The sequence below is a fragment of the Demequina litorisediminis genome (assembly GCF_030161615.1).
GTDB classification, from domain to species: Bacteria; Actinomycetota; Actinomycetes; order Actinomycetales; family Demequinaceae; genus Demequina; species Demequina litorisediminis.
This window is the reverse complement of sequence record NZ_BSUN01000001.1, coordinates 2,724,936-2,745,521: the sequence shown is the minus strand read 5'-3', so window position 1 is coordinate 2,745,521 and position 20,586 is coordinate 2,724,936. Positions and strand designations below refer to the sequence as shown.

The 20,586-nt window shown below is 69.1% G+C and carries 14 protein-coding genes and 6 pseudogenes; 13 read left to right on the top strand and 7 right to left on the bottom strand.

Annotated elements, in window-relative coordinates; translation table 11 throughout:
* Nucleotides 1–2 precede the first annotated feature (2 nt).
* Nucleotides 3–824: a M23 family metallopeptidase gene (locus QQK48_RS16725; protein WP_284329180.1), complete on the bottom strand. Its 822-nt coding sequence runs from the start codon at nt 822–824 to the stop codon at nt 3–5.
* A 286-nt stretch (nt 825–1,110) separates the two neighbouring features.
* Between QQK48_RS16725 and QQK48_RS16720 the strand changes: the two genes are divergently transcribed.
* A complete protein-coding gene (locus QQK48_RS16720; protein ID WP_284329179.1) occupies nt 1,111–2,841 on the top strand; it encodes a hypothetical protein in 1,731 nt (576 codons plus the stop codon).
* Between the two features lie 16 nt (nt 2,842–2,857).
* A pseudogene (locus QQK48_RS16715) lies at nt 2,858–4,719 on the top strand (DEAD/DEAH box helicase).
* Nucleotides 4,720–4,806: 87 nt separating this feature from the next.
* Here the strand turns inward: QQK48_RS16715 and QQK48_RS16710 are convergent.
* From QQK48_RS16710 to QQK48_RS16700, 3 genes and pseudogenes are all read right to left on the bottom strand, one after another.
* Nucleotides 4,807–5,076, bottom strand: a complete 270-nt coding sequence (locus QQK48_RS16710; protein WP_284329178.1) for a hypothetical protein — start codon at nt 5,074–5,076, stop codon at nt 4,807–4,809.
* Between the two features lie 72 nt (nt 5,077–5,148).
* A pseudogene (locus QQK48_RS16705) lies at nt 5,149–6,823 on the bottom strand (ABC1 kinase family protein).
* 38 nt (nt 6,824–6,861) lie between these two features.
* Nucleotides 6,862–7,410, bottom strand: a pseudogene (locus QQK48_RS16700) (PadR family transcriptional regulator).
* Between the two features lie 166 nt (nt 7,411–7,576).
* Here QQK48_RS16700 and QQK48_RS16695 point away from each other — a divergent pair.
* From QQK48_RS16695 to QQK48_RS16665, 7 genes and pseudogenes are all read left to right on the top strand, one after another.
* On the top strand, nt 7,577–8,251 hold the full coding sequence (locus QQK48_RS16695; RefSeq protein ID WP_284329177.1) for an enoyl-CoA hydratase/isomerase family protein: 675 nt from the start codon (nt 7,577–7,579) through the stop codon (nt 8,249–8,251).
* A gap of 99 nt (nt 8,252–8,350) precedes the next feature.
* The gene (locus tag QQK48_RS16690) at nt 8,351–9,190 is read left to right on the top strand and encodes an SDR family oxidoreductase (RefSeq protein WP_284329176.1); all 840 of its coding nucleotides are present in this window, start codon (nt 8,351–8,353) and stop codon (nt 9,188–9,190) included.
* Between the two features lie 61 nt (nt 9,191–9,251).
* Nucleotides 9,252–10,796, top strand: a pseudogene (locus QQK48_RS16685) (SDR family oxidoreductase).
* Nucleotides 10,797–10,893: 97 nt separating this feature from the next.
* The gene (locus QQK48_RS16680; protein ID WP_284329175.1) at nt 10,894–12,177 is read left to right on the top strand and encodes a glycosyltransferase family 2 protein; all 1,284 of its coding nucleotides are present in this window, start codon (nt 10,894–10,896) and stop codon (nt 12,175–12,177) included.
* On the top strand, nt 12,098–13,330 hold the full coding sequence (locus QQK48_RS16675) for a glycosyltransferase family 2 protein (RefSeq protein WP_284329442.1): 1,233 nt from the start codon (nt 12,098–12,100) through the stop codon (nt 13,328–13,330). Before QQK48_RS16680 ends, QQK48_RS16675 begins: the two co-directional genes overlap by 80 nt.
* A gap of 19 nt (nt 13,331–13,349) precedes the next feature.
* Nucleotides 13,350–14,684 (top strand): chitinase, encoded by a 1,335-nt coding sequence (locus QQK48_RS16670; RefSeq protein ID WP_284329174.1) that lies wholly within the window; start codon nt 13,350–13,352, stop codon nt 14,682–14,684.
* Nucleotides 14,608–14,916 (top strand): carbohydrate-binding protein, encoded by a 309-nt coding sequence (locus QQK48_RS16665; protein WP_284329173.1) that lies wholly within the window; start codon nt 14,608–14,610, stop codon nt 14,914–14,916. The genes QQK48_RS16670 and QQK48_RS16665 overlap by 77 nt, the downstream gene beginning before the upstream one ends.
* Here QQK48_RS16665 and QQK48_RS16660 read toward each other — a convergent pair.
* Both QQK48_RS16660 and QQK48_RS16655 read right to left on the bottom strand, forming a co-directional pair.
* Nucleotides 14,826–15,353, bottom strand: a complete 528-nt coding sequence (locus QQK48_RS16660) for an NUDIX hydrolase (protein WP_348523713.1) — start codon at nt 15,351–15,353, stop codon at nt 14,826–14,828. The genes QQK48_RS16665 and QQK48_RS16660 overlap by 91 nt on opposite strands.
* Nucleotides 15,354–15,427: 74 nt before the next feature.
* Nucleotides 15,428–15,718, bottom strand: coding sequence for a hypothetical protein (locus QQK48_RS16655; protein ID WP_284329172.1), 291 nt, complete (start codon nt 15,716–15,718; stop codon nt 15,428–15,430).
* 59 nt (nt 15,719–15,777) lie between these two features.
* On the opposite strand from QQK48_RS16655, the gene QQK48_RS16650 reads away from it, so the two are divergent.
* The 4 genes and pseudogenes from QQK48_RS16650 to QQK48_RS16635 all read left to right on the top strand — a co-directional run bounded on the left by QQK48_RS16650 (nt 15,778) and on the right by QQK48_RS16635 (nt 18,872).
* Nucleotides 15,778–15,906, top strand: a complete 129-nt coding sequence (locus QQK48_RS16650; RefSeq protein WP_284329171.1) for a hypothetical protein — start codon at nt 15,778–15,780, stop codon at nt 15,904–15,906.
* A 76-nt stretch (nt 15,907–15,982) separates the two neighbouring features.
* Nucleotides 15,983–17,113, top strand: a pseudogene (locus QQK48_RS16645) (class I SAM-dependent methyltransferase).
* A 10-nt stretch (nt 17,114–17,123) separates the two neighbouring features.
* A pseudogene (locus QQK48_RS16640) lies at nt 17,124–18,658 on the top strand (SDR family NAD(P)-dependent oxidoreductase).
* A 4-nt stretch (nt 18,659–18,662) separates the two neighbouring features.
* On the top strand, nt 18,663–18,872 hold the full coding sequence (locus QQK48_RS16635; protein ID WP_284329170.1) for a putative acetyltransferase: 210 nt from the start codon (nt 18,663–18,665) through the stop codon (nt 18,870–18,872).
* 548 nt (nt 18,873–19,420) lie between these two features.
* On the opposite strand, the gene QQK48_RS16630 is transcribed toward QQK48_RS16635, so the two are convergent.
* A complete protein-coding gene (locus tag QQK48_RS16630) occupies nt 19,421–19,999 on the bottom strand; it encodes a hypothetical protein (protein WP_284329169.1) in 579 nt (192 codons plus the stop codon).
* Between the last annotated feature and the right edge of the window lie 587 nt (nt 20,000–20,586).

The following is a 20,586-nucleotide window of genomic DNA, read 5'->3' as shown; positions in this document are numbered from 1 at the left end:
ACCTAGCGCGCTGAGACGCGTGCGAGGAACTCGCCCGAGGCGGGCATCGGCGCGCCTTCGAGGGTCCATGGCAGGCCCAGTGCCACGTACGGCGAGGCGAGGTCCTGTCGCTGCATGTGGACGTGCGGCTCCGTCGAATGGCCCGAGTTGCCGCACGCGGCCATCACGACGCCGGCCTCGACGCTCTGACCCTCCGCAACCCGAATCGACCCGCGCCTGAGGTGCGCCACCAATACGTGCGTGCCGTCGCTCAGGCGGATCACCACGTGGTTGCCAAACACCGCGCGCGGACCCCAGATCTCCCGCGCGGCACCTTCGAGGAACATGCAGGCGATGGCACGACGCGAGGAGCGGGAACGGTGATCCTTGGCGCCATCGGTCACGTGGACCACGATGCCAGCCGCAGGCGCGAGGACGGGTTGCCCGAAGCCGGGAAAGCGCCCCGGTCCCAGGAACGAGCCGGAGCCGTCGGCGAACCGGGGGCGGTCCACGCCGGTGGGCGCGTACACCAGATCGATGGCGTAGGTCTGACCCCAGGCGTGCGTTCCCTGGCTGGGGACGCGAGAGGCGGGCGAGTGCGCGGCCATCCACTCGCCCAGCACGGGTGAGGTCAGGACGGCGGGCTCGACGCGCGCCCGAGGCGAGGCAACGGTGACGACGAAGGACAGCACAAACAGGGCGAGACCCGCCACAATGCCCAGGCGCCCGAGCGCATCGGTGGGGGCACCCCACCATCCGGCGGCGGTCAGGACGATCCCCGCGAGGAGCACCACGAGCGAGAGGTACATCGCAGGCACACGACAGCGGGCAAAGGCGACTGGCATGCGGGACACCTTAGGCCCGATTGTTACCATCTCGAAACCTTCTGGCCGTGTCGTGCGTTATCTGGGGGTCATCGACGTGATGTGCGCTGCTCCGCCACCGTCGGCCAGTGTGATCGTCCTCACGCCTGGCGTGGGACGCCCGTCCCGCGTTTGCGCCTGGGACCGCTCCTAGCCTGGCTGTACCGGCAGAGCCGCATGCGCCGTCGATTCCGGGCGACGCAGGCTCCGCCTTCACCCGTAGCGCCTCGTCGCACGCGGATGACACCTCCCCAACCCCCACCCCACCATGCGTCATTTCCCCCGCCCTCACCGGGCATTCATCACCACCATCGCCGTCGTCTGTTTCGGTACGGGCGTCTTTGGCGCCCACACCGCGAACGCCGTGGACAAACACGTCGCCATCAGCGAGGCCAAAGCGGCCGCCAAGGAGTTCGAGGAGCGGCGTAGCCGCCTGCGCTCCGTCCTGTCCGAGGCCGATGCGGTGGCCGATCAGGCTGCCGAGGTCTCCGACGCCGAGAACGTCGTCGAGGCCAGTGAGACGCTCGAGGCCGTCACCGACACGGCCGAACGCGCCGCGGCCGAAGCCGAGGAGACCGCCGCGGAGGCTGCGGGGACCTCGCTGGAGCCCGATGCTGTCATCGCACCCGTGACGGCATCGGACACCGCGGATGCCGAGGGTGAGGCGACGTCCGAGGATGCGGACGACACCACGGAGGGCACCGACGCCTCGACTACCTCGCCGACGCCGGAGTCCGAGGAGGCTGCCGGCGATGCCGGTGTGGTGAGCGATTCCGGCGAGACGGCTTCCACCGAGGGCGACACCAGCGGTGCCGCCGAGGGCGACGTCGCGACAGCAACACACGGCGCCACCACAGTGGCCGACGTCCTCGACCTTGACGCGGCGGACTTTGCCGACGCCGACAGCGCACGCGATGCCACCGCCGCGCTGGAGCGCGCCACGGCCGACCTCGAGGCCGCGACGGCAAGCGTCGACGACGAGTCTCAACGGCTCGCCGATGCCGCCGAGTCAGCGCTGCTTGCCGCGGCCACGTCCGACTACGACTCGCTCGTAGTGGCGGCGACGGCGGATCTTGACGCGACGGCCGACGTGATCGAGGCGGTGACCGGCATGGTGGAGGACGAGTCCACCCTGAGCGCGATCGCGTCCGCACGGGCCAACCTGCGCGCCAGCGCCGCGGTCGCGCTCCAGGTCGATGACAGCACCACGGCACAGGCCCGCGTCGCCTCCCTTGCTGAGGTGCGCACCGCGTTGCTCGACGCCGTCGTCGCCGCCCAGGAGTCGCACACCCAGTGGCTCACCGCCGAGAACGAACGCCGCGACGCGGAGAACGCCGAGACGCTCGCCGCGTACGAAGATGAGATCGATGAGGCCGAGGCCGCGTTCGCCGAGGCCAACGAGGCCGCCGTCGCTGCGCGCCAGGAAGGCTGGGAAGGACAGCCCACGGGCGTCAGTGGCTCCAACGGCAACGTCTCGAGCGACAGCCTGTGTGAGGTCGACTTCGCCGCGGGACACTCCCTGCAGTGCGATGCCGCCGCCGCGCTCGAGGCCGCAGACGCCGACTACTACGCGGAAACCGGCGACCACCTGACGCTGACGGACTCGTATCGGTCGTACGCCTCGCAGGTACGCACGCGCGCCATCAAGGAAGCCTCGCGGCTACCCCAGGCACCTCGAACCACGGGTGGGGCATGGCGGTGGACCTCGACTACGCCTCGGCCACCTGGCTCACGGAGAACGGTGCGCGGTACGGCTGGGTCCATCCCACCTGGGCGCGCAGCGGCGGTTCGAAGCCCGAATGGTGGCATTTGGAGTACGTCGCCACCGAGGTCGGCACCTTCGAGGCCCCCGAGGCGCCGGACTTCCTGGAGCCCGCAGAGGACGTGCTGGCAGACATCGTCGACGCGCTCGGCGGCGACGACGAGGCCGCGACCGCGGATGCCGCCGAGTGACGGATGGCATCTCTGCGGCCAGGTCCGCCGCTCCACACGCGTCTAGCACCTACCCTTATCCCATGACGATTGACACACCAGCACCGGCCGACGACCTCGCGCCCGATCAGGGACCCACGTTCGCCGACCTCGGACTGGGTGACTCCGTCCTGAGGGCGATCAAGGCGATGGGTTACGAAACCCCCTCCGCGATCCAGGCCGCCACCATTCCCCCGCTTCTCGCGGGATCCGACGTGATCGGCCTGGCGCAGACCGGAACCGGCAAGACCGCCGCGTTCGCCCTGCCCATCCTTGACCGCCTCACGCCCGGCAGGAAGAAGCCCCAGGCCCTCGTGCTGGCACCGACCCGCGAGTTGGCGCTGCAGGTGTGTGAATCGTTCGAGCAGTACGCGAACCACCGCACCGGCGTCCACATCCTGCCCGTGTACGGCGGCCAGGGCTACGGCGTCCAGCTTTCCGCGCTGCGTCGCGGCGTGGACATTGTGGTCGGCACGCCCGGCCGCATCATGGACCACCTCGACAAGGGCACGCTCGACCTGTCCGAACTCGAGTACCTCGTGCTCGACGAGGCCGACGAGATGCTGAAGATGGGCTTCGCCGAGGACGTGGAGACCATCCTCGCCTCGACCCCCGAGGACAAGCAGGTGGCGCTGTTCTCCGCCACCATGCCGGCACAGATTCGCCGCCTGTCCCAGAAGTACCTGCGTGACCCGCAGGAGATCACGGTCAAGCGCAAGACGGCGACCTCGGCATCGATCACGCAGCGCTACCTGGTGGTCGCGTACCAGCAGAAGATGGACGCCCTGACGCGCATCCTCGAGGTCGAGAACTTCGACGCGATGATCGTCTTCACCCGCACCAAGAACGAGACCGAGACGGTCGCGGAGCGCCTGCGCGCTCGCGGCTACGCCGCCGCGGCGATTAACGGCGACGTGGTGCAGGCTCAGCGCGAGAAGACCATCCAGCAGGCTCAAGGACGGCAAGCCTGGACATCGTGGTCGCCACGGATGTGGCCGCGCGTGGTCTCGACGTGGAGCGCATCAGCCACGTCGTGAACTACGACCTCCCCATCGACAACGAGTCGTACGTCCACCGCGTGGGTCGCACGGGCCGTGCCGGCCGCACGGGTGACGCGATCGCTTTTGTGACGCCCCGCGAGCGAGGGCGTCTGTCCTCGATCGAGAAGTCGACCAAGCAGCCCATCACGCCGATGCCGCTGCCGAGCGCCGAGGACGTCAACGCGACGCGCCTGACGCGTTTCGACGCGTCCATCACGGCCGCGCTCGAGCAGCGCGACCGCATCGACCGGTTCCGCGACATCATCGCCCACTACGTGGAGCACCACGACGTCCCGGAGGCCGATGTTGCCGCCGCGCTCGCCGTGGTCAGCCAGGGCGAGACTCCCCTGTTGCTCGACCCGGCGGAGGACCGCGGCTCGGTGGGCTTCCAGGACCGCAAGCGCCGTGAGCGCGACGGAGACCGCGATGGCGGCCGCCCCGATCGCGGGCCGCGCACCTCTGGCGACCGCGTCACGTACCGCATCTCGGTGGGAAAGCGTCAGCACGTCGAGCCCCGCCAGATCGTTGGTGCGATCGCCAACGAGGGCGGCCTCGACCGTTCCGCGTTCGGCCGGATCACCATCAAGCCGGACTTCTCCCTTGTGGAGCCTGCCGGCCGACTTGCCTCAGGACGCGCTGCGCGCCCTCGAGCGCACGCGCATTTCCGGTCAGTTGATCGAGCGCGGCTCGACCGTGGTCCCGGCTCGTTCAAGCGCCGCGAGGGCGGCCGCGACGACCGTCCCTCACGTGACCGTGGCCCGCGCTCCGGCGGGGACCGCTACGACAAGCCGCGCTCCGGTGGCGGCCGTTCGTACCGCGACGACGCCGCTGGCGGGAAGCCCTTCCGCAAGCCGCGCCACAAGTAAGTTTGCGACGCAGCACGACGGCCGCCCCGGCACCCCGCCAGGGCGGCCGTCGTCGTCGTGGTGGCAGTCGTCGTCCGTGCAGACGGCTCAGATCTCCGTCAGCGCGAAGCCGTCGGTCTCGCGGCTCTCCCACTGATCGAACGGATCCTCAGCAACCGCAGCACGAGCCAGCGGGGCGAGCCGTTCGAACGCTTCGCGATCCGTAAAGATGGCGAGGCCGACGAGCCGCTCGGACCGGGCATCGGCCAGGGTGTGCACGCTGAGGAGGCCCTCGTGGCCCTGAAGCGCCGCACCGTAGCGATGCATCGAGTCGATGAGCGCGTCGCGGTGCTCCGGGTGCGGATGATGAATGGACATCAGCGTGAACATGCCTTCACGCTACGGCGCGCGGCGAACAGGCGCCTGGCGTCCCGACGCGTCCGGTGCCGGCTACCGGCCGCCGCGCCCACCGAAGACGGTCACGAGCAGCGGGATCACCGACAGCGCCATCAGGGTGGTGCCGAGGCCCGGCGTGGCCGCGTGGACCAAGGCACCGGCGAGCAGCACGGCGGCGAAGATCAACCCGCTGACCAGGCGTGACGCAGTCCGCTCGAGGCGCTGCACGATGCTCTCGAGTCGCGGTGCGGCGACGGGCAGGTCGCCCGATTCGAGTTGAGCGAGGATGCCGTCGAGGCGCCGCGGCAGTCCCCACGCGAACTTGACCATGTCCACGGCCTCGCGGCCCGCATCGGCCGCAAAGGACCTGGTCTCGTCGCGCAGCAGCCTGCTGGGCGTAGGGCTCCACGGTGTCCCACACGTTGTAGGCGGGGTCCAGGGCCGTCGAGACGCCGGAGGTGAGCGACAGGGCCCTGATGATCAGGAGGAAGTCCTCAGGCATCTGGAACGGCAGATCCAGCACCAGGTCACCGAACTCGGCGGCGAACGCACGGAATTCGCGCGGATCAACCTCCTTGAGTTCCGCGAAGCCCATGCCTCCGAACCGTCCGAACAGCGCCGTCAGCGCCTTCTCCAGTTCCTTGGTGTCGGCCGAGGGAAGGAGCACGCCTGCCGTGCTCATGGCCTTGACCAGCCCGGCTCCATCACGGGAGGCCACGGCGATCACCAGCGCACGCAGGGCGGTGCGGAGGTTTGCGGGGACCTCTCCCATCATCCCGAAGTCGACGATGGTGAGACGCCAGCCCTGCTCCACGGAGGCATCGGGCGTCACGAAGAGGTTGCCGGGATGCGGGTCGGCGTGAAAGTAGCCGTGGACAAAGAGCCTGGTCAAGCATCACCTCGGCGAACACCCGCGCGACCGCGGCCGGGGCAATCTCCGCGTCCCGCAGCGCCGCGTGATCCGTGATCTTGATGGCGGACACGTCCTCCAGGACCAGGACGCGCCTCGACGTGCGCTCCCACACGACGCGGGGCACGTGGACGCGAGCATCGTCTGCGAACACGTCGGCAAACCGCTCAGACGCGGAGGCCTCGTGGAGGTAGTCGACCTCCTCGCGGCTGACGTGCGCGAACTCCTCGATCAGGGCGGGCATGTCGACGCGGGCGCGCACGCCACGCACCTTCATCAGCCATCGCGCCACGCGTCGCAGCGCGGCAAGGTCCACGTCGACGATGGCGCCAATGCCGGGGCGCTGCACCTTCACGACCACGTCCGCGAAGCCGCAGGCAGCGGCGTCGTCCTCGCGCAACCGAGCCCGATGCACCTGACCGAGCGACGCGGCCGCGATCGGGACCGGGTCAAGCGTCGCGAAGGCAGCCGCCAGCGGCACGCCGAGTTCCGCCTCCGCCTGAGCCCGCAGCGCTTCGAAGGGCACCGCCGGCACCTCGTCCTGCAGTCCCTCGAGTTCCTTGGTGATCTCGGGCGGCAACACGTCGAGCCTCGAGGACATGAACTGTCCCAGGCGATCATGAGCCCGCCGAGGTCCACGGCGAGCCCGCGGAACCGCTGCGCAAAGGTGCGCATGCGCTGGGGCCGCGTGCGCTCGGCGACGCGCCTCAGGCCGATGACGGGAAGCGCGATCTCGTACCACCACTGCACCGCAAAGTGCCACGCGGCGAAGCGGAGAATGCGTCGGTAACGGGCACGGTCCACGGGGGTGTCGGGCATCGGCTCTCCTTGATCCCGACCGGGCCGCGGACCTCCCGTCAGTCCTCAGCCAGGATCGTGTAGATCTTACGTCGGGCCTCGTTGAGGATTTCCGTGGCGCGCTCCTGCTGGTCCTGAGAGCCAGACCGCACCACCTGAGCGACCGCCTGCGCCAGTTCGGCTCCGGCCTTGGGTGCGCCGCCAAAGCGGGGGCCGTCGCTCTCGGTCTCGACCCAGGGGGCCGATGCCGCGGCCGCCTCGGCCTCGTCGCGGCCCTCGTCCGTCAACGCGTAGGTCTTGCGGTCGGCGGAGAGCCTCGGCGGTCACGACGCCTTCGTCGGCGAGCAGGCGAAGCGTGGGGTACACCGACCCGGCGGAGGGCTTCCAGCGGCCGTCCGTGCGCTCGGTGATCTCGCGGATGATCTGGTAGCCGTGCATCGGCTCTTCGTGAAGAAGCGCGAGGACGGCGGCGCGGACGTCTCCCTGCCCATGCGCGTGCCCACACGCTTGTCGAACTGGCTGCGCAGTTGTTCCATCGCCTCCCACATGGCGTCGCCCGCCTGGGACGCGCTGAAGCCGCCGTGTCGCGAGTGCTGCTGAGAACCCATGCTGACCTCCGTGTTTCCATGTCGTTCGACTGCCGAACGACTCTGAACGATATATCGCTATTGGAACACGCCGAACGTCAGGCCGCAAGGGGTGAGCGCACGGCCGTGTCAGGATGGGGATGCGGTTCACCGACGAACCCAGCACCGGCGCAGCACGGGAGGTTCCATGCCCCACGGCATCACGCTCACCATCGACGGCGCCCTGGCGCAGGTGACCCTGTCGAGGCCCGAGCGGCTCAACGCCATCGACTTCGCCATGGGTGCCGCCTACCGCGACGCCTGCCTCGAGGCGACCTCGACTCCCAGCCTTGGCGCCGTCATCCTCGACGCCGAGGGCGGTGCCTTCTGTGCCGGCGGCGACGTGCTCGCCATGGCCTCCGGCGGCGCCACGGGGGCCGACGTGACCGCGGCAGCGCGAGTGATTCACGAGGGCATCAGCGCCCTGACCTCGTCGGCCATTCCTGTGGTCGCGGCGGTACGTGGCGCCGTCGCCGGAGGCGGCATCGGCCTCATGCTGGCGGCCGATGTGGTGGTCGCCGCCCCCGACCTTCGCGTCGCCGGACGTTACACGGACGTGGGCCTCACTCCGGATCTCGGTGTCAGCACACTTCTGGTGCGCGCCGTGGGGCCGCGCCGCGCCACGGCCATCCTGACGCTCGGGCGCGAGGCTCGATGCGCAGACTGCCCTTGCGTGGGGCCTCGTCGAGGAAGTCCACGAGCAGCCCGAACAGCGTGCCCGCGAGATTGCGCAGGGGTGGCTCGACGGCGCGACCGGGGCCTTCGGACAGGCAAAGCGTCTCATCCAGGCCTCCGCTGCGCGTCCCTTCGCGGCCAGCCTTGAGGACGAGGCCACCACCATCGGCGCCGCCTTCGACGCCGACGAGGCGCGCGGGCGCATCGCCGCATTCGCCGCGGCCAGCGCGGCTCGGGAGGCACGCCGATGACCGGCTCAACCCTGTCCGGCCGCACCCTGCTGATGTCGGGAGGGTCGCGAGGCATCGGCCTTGCGATCGCCCTGCGCGCCGCCCGGGACGGCGCCAACGTCGCACTGCTGGCCAAGACCGACGCACCTCACCCCCGACTGGAGGGCACGGTGCATACGGCGGCCGAGGCCATCACCGCGGCAGGCGGCTCCGCCCTCGCCGTGGTTGGGGACGTCAGGAGCGATCACGACATCGCTCGCGCCGTCGAGGCGACCGTCGGCGAGTTCGGCGGCATCGACATCGTGATCAACAACGCCTCGGTGATCGACCTGTCCCCCACGGCGGACCTCGAGCCCAAGAAGTACGACCTCATGCAGGACGTGAATGTGCGCGGCACCTTCATGCTCACCCGGGCCGCGCTGCCGCACCTCGCGGTGTCCGCGACTCCCCGCGTGCTGTCCCTGTCCCCGCCCCTCAATCCGTCGGCGCGATGGCTCGGCGCACACACCGGCTACAGCCTGGCAAAGTTCGGGATGACGATGGCGACGCTGGGGCTGAACGAGGACCTCGTCGCCATGGGTGGCGCCGCCACCACCCTGTGGCCACGCACCACCATCGCGACGGCGGCGGTGAGGAACGTCATCGGCGGCGAGCGGCTCATGCGCCAGAGCAGAACCCCGGAGATCTATGCGGACGCGGCCCACGTGGTGCTGACGTCCGCCCCCGCGGAGGTCGCGGGTGAGAGCCTTCTCGTCGAGGACCTGCTCACCGCGGCGGGAGTGACCGACTTCAGCGAGTACGCCGCCGTGCCAGGCACCGCGGATGAGGACCTGTTTCCGGACATCTTTCTGGACTAGGGCTTCGCGCCGGGGAATGGCGCGGGGGCCTGACGCGGTTTCCGTGGCATGACTCGCGACGATGCAGACGCTCCGAGGCTCTCCCACCGGAGCAGAACCGTGGCTGCGGGCTGCCGGCACGGGCACAGGTGATGCACCGCTCGTGCTCGTCCTTGGCGCCACGGGGTACATCGGCGGTCGACTGGTGCCGCGGCTCATCACGGCGGGCTATCGAGTCCGGGTTCTCACGCGGTCACGGCGGCGCGTCGAGGGGCAGCCCTGGGCTCGCGACGTGGAGATCGTCCAAGGCGACGCGACCGACGATGACTCCATCGCCCGCGCAATGGTGGGTGTCGACGTGGTCCACTACCTCATCCACTCGATGTCCGCCGCTCGGGACTACGGCCGGATCGACCGGGGTATCGCCCTCTCGGTCGCGAGACACGCCGCCACAGAGAACGTGGGGCGCCTGATCTATCTCAGTGGTCTGCATCCCGATGGCGTGGAGGCTCTCTGCGCACCTCGCGTCGCGCAAGGAGGTGGGAGACATCCTGCTCGCCTCCAGCACCCCCACCCTGGTGCTGCAGGCCGGCGTGGTGATCGGCGCCGGCTCGGCGTCCTTCGAGATGGTGCGGCATCTGACCGAGGTGCTGCCCTTCATGCCCGCTCCCCGGTGGGTGATGAACCGCATCCAACCCATCGCTGTCCGCGATGTTCTGCACTATCTGCTCGCGGCCACCCGGCTCGACGACGCCACCAACCGTGCATTCGACATCGGCGGTCCGGACGTCATGCGGTACGCCGACATGATGAACCGCTACGCCGCCATCGCGGGCCTCCCCCGACGCCGCATCTTGCCCCTGCCCGTGCTGACTCCTGGCCTCGCGTCGCACTGGGTGGGCCTGGTGACGCCGGTACCGCGCCGCATCGCGCGCCCCCTCGTCGAGTCGTTGCTTCACTCGTGCGTGGTGAAGAGCCGTGACATCGACCAGGTCATCGCACCGCCGCCCGAGGGACTGACCGGGTACGAGGAAGCCGTGCGCTGGGCGCTGGGCAGGCTTGAGCCGATGCCGTCGAAACCAGTTGGCAAGACGCATCGGTGCGTGGCGCGCCCAGCGATCCGCTCCCCAGCGATCCCGACTGGGCAGGCAGGCCCGAGTTCACCGACGAGCGGCATCGGGACACGACCGCGAGCACCCGCGCCGTCTGGGCGGTCGTCGAGCAGATCGGCGGTGCCACGGGCTGGTACTCGGCATCGGCACTGTGGGCGGCCCGGGGGTTGATGGATCGTCTGGCGGGTGGTGTGGGCCTGCGGCGGGGCCGCCGCACGCTGAGGCATCTGCGCGTGGGGGATGCGATTGACCTGTGGCGGGTGGAGCGCGTGGAGCCCGGCCATCTGTTGCTCCTGCGAGCCGAGATGCGAGTTCCCGGGCGTGCCTGGCTGGAGCCTGCCGTCGAGCCGTCCGAGGACGGCTGCACGTACCGCCAACGCGCCGTCTTCTTCCCGCGAGGGCTCACGGGCCGCCTGTACTGGCTCGCCATGCTGCCGTTTCACGGTCTCGTATTCGCGGGCATGGTCAATCGCATTGTTGCCCTCGCCGAACGAGAAGATTCCCACGAGATGTGACGAATATCACTCGAAACCCTGGTCAAGTTGGGTCGTCCGACCTAGACTCGCCGGGGTCGCGATTCGCCGCGACACGACGACGCTGAGGTAGTCACCCATGCCAACACACGACCAGAGGTCGGGCGCCGCCGCGCCCGCCGCCGGTTCTGCTGCGCCCGCGCGCGCCCACGACGACGATCACGCCAACCCGCTCGAGGTCCTCGAGATGGAGCAGGAGTCGCCCGTCTCGGCCGATGCCCCCAAGCCCCCGAAGCGCCGCAGGCGTCAGTGGGGTGCGGAGCGACCGCGTCCGCCACTTCCCGCCATCGAGAAGCCCGCGAGCACCGCGGCGACGTGGCTGGGCGGCTTCGCGATCGTGGCCACCGTGGTGATGTTCGTCGCGTACCTCGCGATCACCATCGTGTCGCAGGTCATCGACGAAGGGATCATCGGCAGCGCCTTCGTCTGGCAGGCCATCGCGTACGTCATCGTGATGGGTTTCCTCATCTTCTCGACGTTCTCGTACCTGCTGGCTCGCCAGGGCGCGCTGTACCGCTCGCGCGACCACGTGCGGACGCCGCGCGCGGAGATCGATGCGTTCTTCTCCGTCAGCAGGCCGTCGCTCACCGCCCTGGTGCCCTCCTACGCCGAGGACCCCGCGGTCGTGCGCGCCACGTTGCTGTCTGCGGCGCTCCAGGAGTACCCGGACATCCGCGTGGTGCTGCTTCTCGACGACCCGCCGCACCCGACGGACCCGGCCGCGATGGCCAGCCTCGACGCGTGCCGCGCCGTGCCCGGCGAGATCCAGATGCTCCTGGCGGGGCCGTACCACCGGTTCACCGAGTCGCTGGCACGCCACGAGGAGGCCGCGCTCACCGACGGTGCGAGCACCCCCGACCAGGTGCGTGACCTTGGCCGCGACTTCCGCTGGGCCGCCGCGTGGCTGCGCGAGCAGCGCGACGAGTATGTACGCACCAACAACGCCGACGACTTCCTCGCCGATGAGGTGCTGGGCGGCCTCGCCGACGACATGGACACCACCGCGCAGGCGCTGTTCGCATCGCTCGACAGTGGCGCGGCGCTGCCCACCGCGCGCCTCAGCCAGCCTGTGCAGGCGCCTGGTGTGGACGTTCGATGCTCAGGTGTCCTCGTTCGAGCGCAAGGCGTACGCGAACCTGCCTCACGACGCGAACAAGGCGATGAACCTCAACGCGTACCTGGGCCTCATGGGCCGCAAGGTGCGCCGCGTCGAGACCCGCTCGGGTCCCATGCTGCGCTTCACCGATGCGGAGGACGGCGTCCTCATCCCGGATTCCGACTACGTGCTGACGCTCGATGCGGACAGCGTGATCCTGCGCGAGTACTGCCTGCGCCTGGTTCACCACCTCGAGATGCCCGGTAATGAGCGCATCGCCGTGATCCAGACGCCGTACTCGGCGTTCCGCGGCGCCACCACGCGCCTCGAGCGCATCGCTGCGGCCACCACCGATATTCAGCACATCCTCCACCAGGGCCTGACCTACTTCGACGCGACCTTCTGGGTGGGCGCCAACGCGGTCATCCGCAAGACGGCGCTCAACGACATCGTCGAGGTGACCTACGTGGGCGGTCAGGAGGTGCGCCGCTACGTCCAGGACCGCACCGTCATCGAGGACACGGAGTCCAGCATCGACCTCGTGGCGCACGGCTGGAGCCTGTACAACTACCCCGAGCGACTGTCGTATAGCGCCACGCCGCCCGACTTCGGCTCCCTCGCGGTGCAGCGCGCCCGCTGGGCCAACGGCGGCCTGCTGATCGCCCCGAAGTTCAGGCGCCTCGTGAAGCAGCGCAAGAAGCAGGGCAACCGCATCCGCCGCTCGTCGATCATTCTGCGCGTCAACTACATGGCGTCCATCTCGTGGGCCGCCTTCGGGCTTCTGCTGCTGCTGACCTACCCGTTCGATGACCGCCTGCTCAGCCCCATCATCGTCGCGGCGGCCCTGCCGTACTTCCTGGCGATGTCCTACGACTTCAAGCGCATGGGCTACAAGCGCACCGACGTGTTCCGCGTCTACGCGTTCAACCTGATCCTGCTCGCGGTGAACCTCGGAGGCACGCTCAAGTCGCTCCAGCAGGCCGCGGCGAAGTCCAAGATCGCGTTCGCGCGCACCCCCAAGGTCGCGAACCGCACGGCCGCGCCCGCGCTCTACGTGCTCGCGGCGTACGCCATCGCGCTGTTCTCGTTCTACACGCTCGCCAACGACATCCGCACGGAAAACTGGTACCACGCCGCGTTCGCCGCCTTCAACGGTGTGCTGACCACGTACGCGATCGGCGCGTTCATCGGCTTCCGCAACTCCCTGGTAGACATCGTGCTGGGCGCCGTCCACTGGGTGAAGGTGCCGCGCAAGCCTAAGAAGGCCGCTCTGGAACAGCGCACCGTCGCCGATGCGTGGGAGTCAGTCCTGTACTTCGGACCCGACCACGACCCGACCTCGGACACTCCCCCGCCGGTGACCGTGTCCTCCACCACCCGCCCCCGCTACGGCGACACCCGCGCCCGCCAGCGCGACTAAGCCGCAGGAGAGCCTCACCATGTCTTCATCGTCCGCGCGCGTGCGCACCACGCGTATCTCCAAGTCCCGCGTCCTCGTCCTCCTGCTGGTGACGGCGGCCGTCGGGTGGTTCGGCTTCAAGGCCGTCTCCGCGGCGGCCATCGGCCCGCTGCAGCCGGGTCCGTCTACGTTCAGCGGTTACGTCGACGTGACCGCCACGCCCGCCTTCGGATTCGAGACGCCCACGGGCGCTGCGCAGTCCGACGTCACCCTGTCCTTCGTGGTCTCCGACCCGCAGGACGCGTGTGAGCCCGCCTGGGGCGGCTACTACTCGCTCGACGAGGCCTCGGATGAGATGGAACTTGACCGTCGCATCGTCCAGTTGGCATCTGTGGGTGGACACGTGCGCGTGTCCTTCGGCGGCCAGGCGAACACGTCGCTCGCGGTGGGCTGCACCGATGATGAGGCGCTTCTCGACGCCTACCGCTCGGTGGTGGAGCGCTACGACCTCGACTCGATCGACCTCGACGTGGAGGGCGCGGCGCTCGATGACTCCGCGAGCATCGACCGCCGCGCCAACGCCATCGCGGCGCTGCAGGAAGAGCGCGGCGAAGGCGACCCCCTCGCCGTGTGGCTGACGCTTCCCGTCGACACCGCCGGCCTCACGGCGGCGGGTCAGAACGTGGTGCGGCAGACCCTGGCCGCGGGCGTGGACCTCGCTGGCGTCAACGGCATGGCGATGAACTTCGGCGCCGCCACCTCGTCCGCCAACCCGCAGTCCGACCTCGTGGCGCAGGCCATGACGGCGCTCCAGGGCCAGGTGGACGACCTCTACACGGCTGCTGGCACGTCGCTGTCGGCCTCCGCGGCGTGGGGTCACGTGGGCATGACGGTGATGATCGGTCAGAACGACGTCTCGTCCGAGACCTTCACCATCGCCGATGCGGAGCGGGTCAACCAGTTCGCGCTCGACCACGGTGTGGGTCTGGTGGGCATCTGGTCGCTCAACCGAGACGCGACCTGCGAGTCGCCGCTGCCGACCGTCACGACCGTGGTGCAGACCTCGTGCAGCGGGGTGAACCAGGACGGCGCCTCGTACGCCGACACGCTCGCGGCGAACCTTCCGGCCGCGCAGTCCGAGGAGGCATCGGACAGGCTCCGCGTCGCCGACCACGGAGCCCAGCGAGGAGTCCTCGCCCGAGGCGACCGAGAACCCGGCCAACGTGACCGACGACCCGGAAACCAGCCCGTACCCGATCTGGGACCCGCTCGGCACGTACCCCGGCGGCACCAAGATCGTGTGGCACAAACAGGTCTACGAGGCCCGGTACTGGACCAGCGGCGTCGCGCCCGGGTCCACGCCGAGCGGCGGTGACGACCCGTGGACGCTCATCGGCCCCGTGCTGCCCGGCGACACGCCCGCTCCGCTGCCGACCCTTCCGGCGGGCACCTACCCCGAGTGGGACGCCGAGGAAACGTACAACGCCGGCGACCGGGTCCTGTTCGATCTGGTGCCCTACGAGGCGAAGTGGTGGAGCCAGGGCACCGAGCCCGGCACCAACGTGGCGGGCGGAAGCCCGTGGGTGCTGGTCATTCCCGTCCAGTAGGAACGGTCCTGCCGCTGCTTGCCTGAGGACACCAGCAGCGGCAGGATCTCCTTCTCCAGGAGCGGCGCAAGGTCGCCGGGGAGCCTCCGCGCTCGGATCGAGCCAGCGCAGGCTCCTCGATCTCGGCAGCCGGAGCGTCGACCGCCACGGCCGGGTGCACAAAGACCGTGCCCTCGACCACGTGGCCGGGCTCGTTGGCGGCATCGGCCCGTAGTACCCCCAGGCTCCGTGAGGCGCGCGGAATCCAGTGTGATCCCAAGTTCCTCGTGGCACTCGCGCAGCGCGGCCTCGACGGCGGTTTCGCCCGGCTCCGGCTTTCCGCCGGGAAGCATGAAGCGGGCGGTGCCGCGTTTGCGGACGGTGAGGATGTCGCCGCGCTCGTTGCGCAGCACCACCGCGGAGACGCGGATGAGGGTGGTCGGATCGTGGGGGGTCATGCGTTCAGGTTACGGGCCAGCGGCCCCGGGAGCGCAGGCTCAACCGGGGACCGCCAGACCATCAGGGGTGCCGCTTAGGACAGCGGGCGAACCACCTCGGCGCCGAGGCCCTCGACCGCGGTCGCCTGGTCAGCGTCCGTGGTGATGAAGAGGTAGTCGTCACCCTTCACGATCGCGGTAGCAGCGTCGGCGGCCTCGCGGGTGGCAACGTCGCCCTCGAGCGCGTCGGCGGTGGTGTAGATCGCGAGGGTCGAGTCGACGACCATGTCGCCGTCGACGTCGCAGGTGTACTCCCAGGTGGAGACGTAGCCGGCGCCGGCGACGCGGCCGCCCGCCCAGGTCTCGCAACCGGTCGCGACACGCACGTCCTCGACGATGGTCGAGACCTGCGAGGCGTCGAAGGCTCTCCTCGGCGGACGGCGAGGTGCTGGCCGATGCCGAGGCGTCGGTGTCGGCGTCGCTGCTGCACGCGGTGAGGAGCGTGGCCGCGGCGAGCACGCCGACGGCAGCGGTGATGGAGAAGCGCATGAGGGTTCCTCTGCTCAAGGGATAAGGGGTTGTCTTGTCGACCAGAAAAGTGTAGTGCCGCGCGGGCCTTGCGGCATGCCCAGGGCTAGGCTCTGACGGTGATGTCTCCCCCGCCGCTCGATCTGGACGCGCTACGCCGGTGGCCCGATGTCGAGGCGCCGGGGCTTGTCGCCGTCGATGCCGCAGACAGGCTGATGTTGGACGAGTCGAGCGAGCACCGTGCGTCCGCGGCGCCTGGCACCGTGGTGGTGATCGGTGACGGCTATGGCGCCCTCACCCTGGGAGCCGCCGCCGAGGGCGCGACCGGCATCCGCACGCATGTGGATCCGCTGAATGGCGAGCGCGCCCTGGAGGCCAACGCCGAGCGCGCCGGCCTGGGTGCGGCGTTTGAGGTGCATCGCCTGGAGCCGGCGCTGGTGCGCGGCGCCCGCGTGGTGCTGCTGAGGCTCCCCGGTCGCTGGAGGCGCTGCGCGACATGGCGGGCCTCATCGCGGCGTACGCGGATCCCGAGGTGATCGTGTTCGCGGGCGGCCGGCTCAAGCACATGTCGGTGTCGATGAACGCTGTGCTCGGCGAACACTTCGGCCGCCTCGACGTGAGTCACGCCCGGCAGAAGTCGCGCGTCCTCATCGCGCGCTCGCCGCGCGAGGGCCGCGACCCCGTGCCCGCAGCGGCCCGGGTGGAGGGCTTAGAGGTGCGGGCCTTTGGCGGGGCGTTCGCGGGTGCGAACCTCGACATCGGCACCAGGCTCCTGCTGGAGCAACTCCCGGCCGCTCCCGCGGGCGGGACCGCCGACGACCCGTGGATCGACCTGGCCTGCGGCACGGGGATCGTGGCCGCGTGGATGGCGACGCGCCACCCTGAGGTGCGCGTCTACGCCTCGGATCAGTCGGCCGTCGCGGTTAAGTCCGCGCGGGCGACGATGATCGCCAACGGGATCAACTCACGCGTGGAGGTGGCGCGCGACGACGCGCTCGCCTCGCGGCCGGACTCGAGCGCGTCCCTCATCGCGCTGAATCCGCCGTTTCACTCGGGCGCAGCCGTGACGGATCTGCTGGCGCCGCGGCTGTTCGCCGATGCGGCACGCGTGCTGCGTCCTGGCGGCGAACTGTGGTGCGTGTGGAACTCGGCCCTGCGGTACAGGCCGCAGGCTCTCGACAATCGTGGGGCCCACCGCTCAGGTGGCGCGCAACGCCAAGTTCACCGTCACGGTCTCCACGCGGCGTCCGTAAACTAGAGCGAGTGTCCACACCGTCCGCACCCGCCGACCGCCAGCACCGCATCGACCCCGGTGACCTCGAGACCACGTTGCGGGTGCTCGCCTCGCTGAGCGACGTCGACGAGCAGGACCCGGATTTCGTGGCGGTGCGCAACGCGACGGCCCACATGATCAAGGCCGTCAAGCAGAGCAGGCGGCGCGAGCGGCGCGCCACCATCGCCGCGAACGACACCGCTGTGGTCGCCGCCACGGCGACGGGGGCATCGGACCGTATCGATGACGAGACGCGCGGGCTGACGCTGGAGGCGCGCGCGGCGACGCCGACCGCGGGCGAGTACCTCAAGGCGCGCCCGTGCTACATCTGCAAGCAGAAGTACACGGTCGTCGACGCGTTCTATCACCAGCCTGTGCCCCGCGTGTGCGGAAACCAGTCACGCCAAGCGGCATGCGAGCACGGACCTGCGGGGACGCCGCGCGCTGCTGACGGGCGGCAGGGCGAAGATCGGTATGCACATCGCGCTGCGGCTGCTGCGCGACGGCGCCGACCTGACCGTGACGACGCGCTTCCCCCGCGACGCGGTGCGGCGCTTCGCCGCCATGCCCGATGCCGCGCTGTGGCTTCACCGCGTCACGGTGGTCGGCATCGACCTACGTGACCCGGCCCAGGTGGTCGCGCTGGCCGATTCTGTCGCCGCGGGCGGGCCGCTCGACATTCTGATCAACAACGCGGCGCAGACAGTGCGCCGCTCCCCCGGCGCGTACGCGCCCCTCGTGGAGGCCGAGTCTGTGCCGCTCGAGCAGGGTCTGTGGGCCGAGGGTCAGGGGCCGCGGCTGCTCACCCTGGGGCGCACGGCCGATGCTCACCCCGTCAGCATCGAGGCCTCGGCCGCCACGCATCCTCTGCTGGCGTCCGCGCACCTGGCGGAAATGGGTTCGAGGGAGGCTCAGCGCCTCACCGACCAGGCGCTCGCGCCGGGATCGTCGTCGCTAGCGCGACTCGCGGACGGCACGGCGATTGACGCTGGCGGTCTAGTGCCCGATCTTCACGGGTCGAATTCGTGGGTGCAGGCGGTGGGCGACGTGACGCCGCTGGAGCCTGCTCGAGGTGCAACTGTGCAACTCGACCGCGCCGTTCATTCTGATCAATCGCCTGCGGCCGGCTCTCGCGGCGGGCGCTGCAGCATCGGCGTCGGGCTCTGGCTCCGGTCGCTCCTATGTGGTGAACGTCTCCGCGATGGAGGGCGTGTTCGAGCGCGGCTACAAGGGCCCTGGGCACCCGCATACCAACATGGCGAAGGCGGCGCTCAACATGCTGACGCGCACGAGCGCGCGCGAGATGTTCGAGTCCGACCAGATTCTGATGACGAGCGTCGACACCGGCTGGATCACCGACGAGCGGCCGCATCCCACCAAGGTGCGGCTCGCCGAGGAGGGCTTCCACGCTCCCCTAGATCTGGTCGACGGCGCGGCGCGCGTCTACGACCCTGTGGTCCGGGGCGAGGCCGGCGAGGACCTCTTCGGGGTGTTCCTCAAGGACTACGCACCCTCGAAGTGGTGACGGTGTGATCCGGCTGCCCGCGCCCGGGGCGCGCGTGGTGGTGCGCTACCTGTTGCCCGATGGTTCGGCGACGGACGCGTTGGGCATGTTGCTGAGCGCCGATGCCGAGACCGTGGTGGTCGACGGGAAGCGTGGGGTGGTGACTATTGCTGTGTCGGCGATTGTGGCTGCTAAGCCGGTGCCGCCGGCGCCGGAACGGCGGGTGCGCGAGTAAAGAAGGGGGTGACGCGCTCGCTAGCACCCACGTGCGATACCGAACGAGAGTCGTTCTTCCCGGTGTCTACCAGGAAACACGGCTCTCCTCTCGGTCTGGATGACAGGACTTGAACCTGCGACCCCCTGCTTCAACCAGTCTCTTTCCGGTCATTCACGGTTAGTCCCGGAACTCTCGGATTCCCTCGTGGTGTTCGGGAACCGGACGGTCCGTCGTTCACGAGTGTATCCGGACGTTCACGGTTGCTCACGGTTGAATCTGATGACAATTTGATGAGGTCGGGGGGCGGCGAGCAGTCCAGCCGAACTCGGCCCCGCGACTCCCGCCGAGAACTCAGCCCCCACGCCCTGTGATCGGCAGGCGAGACTCCGCCAGCACTGGGGTCCCGCGAGGCGACTAACGGTCACCCTTTGACTTGGAATCGCACGATACCTGGCCTCGAACCGTGATGACTCACGGCTCCGACCAGTTCGAGCAACAACTGCTCCTTGATTCGGCCAATGGGCTTGAATGACACTGCCACATTCGAGCCCCGAACCCTGACGAACCTAGGATCCACGAAGAGCCTGAACGATCCCGCTTCCAAAATCGAGTTCCGGCGACAGCCATCCAGTCGACTTGGGCTGCAACTCATGGGTGCGGTCCCCGTCCTTCACGGGGAGCAGCGCCGCCAACGCATACGGAATCGGACCTGTGGCCTTCTGTGCGTAGTCACAAGCGGCACCGATGCGGATCTGCGCTATGCCCGGCGCGTAGTTCTTCAGGTCGATCCTGACCTTCTTGGCGACGATTTCGCTAACAAAGGTCGCTTCGTCGGCGACGCCGAACTCGCTCCAGTCGATCCCCGGCTCTGGTTCACAGACCGCACCCCAAGCAAGCGGCGAGATAGGACGTGCGGTGTCCTGTCTGGTGACGTGCAACTTGGTGTTCAGCAAACCGACCTGTGTCTTTGACAACGCCGGTGGTGGTTCAGTGGCACCTTCAAACGACCGCACCCATTCACCTCCTTCGTCGGGCGCGTTCTGGAGGCGATCCTGAAGTAGCGGCAGTAGCGCAGCCTGGATGGAAGCGCGTGGGTCATCTGCCGCGTTTGCGTGCCCGACGGCTTCTACCGCGAGCCGCTTCAACAGCGTTGGGAGAGGCGCGTCCCCATCTAGATCTGCTGCGAGACCAGCCTACATCAGTCAGAACGCCCGTCGCTGCGCCGAGAACCTCCGCCTCCCACTGCACAAGAGCGCTCATCGCAGGCTGCCGAGTCAAATGCTCACGGATGTCCTCCACGAGGTTGCCTCTATTGGGAGCGCCCGTGTCGATGTCTATGTAGTTGGATTTGGAAAGCGGAACAATCGCGATTGGCTTCGCGTGAAGATTCCTGGGGAAGAAATTATCCTCCAGGTACCTCTCGAGTTCGCCGACCCGCTCGGGCTTGTCCGTCCACACGATCAGGACGTACGGTCCGCCAGACGTATCGATGACTCTCCCGAGTATTCGTTGAATTTCAGCGAAGTGGCGGTTGAAGTCACTGCTTGCGGCCCGGTCTTGGAGCCTGAAGGTCAATGAATATAGGCTCTGACACCGGCGAACAACTCCCGTGGCACGTCGTGCTCGGGTCGATAGTGGACACGAGCGCAGGCGGAGCCGAGCGATTGGATCGTGGAAGAGATGGCGTCCAGGTGTCTCGGGTCGTCGTCAATGACAACAAATCTCGGCGGCG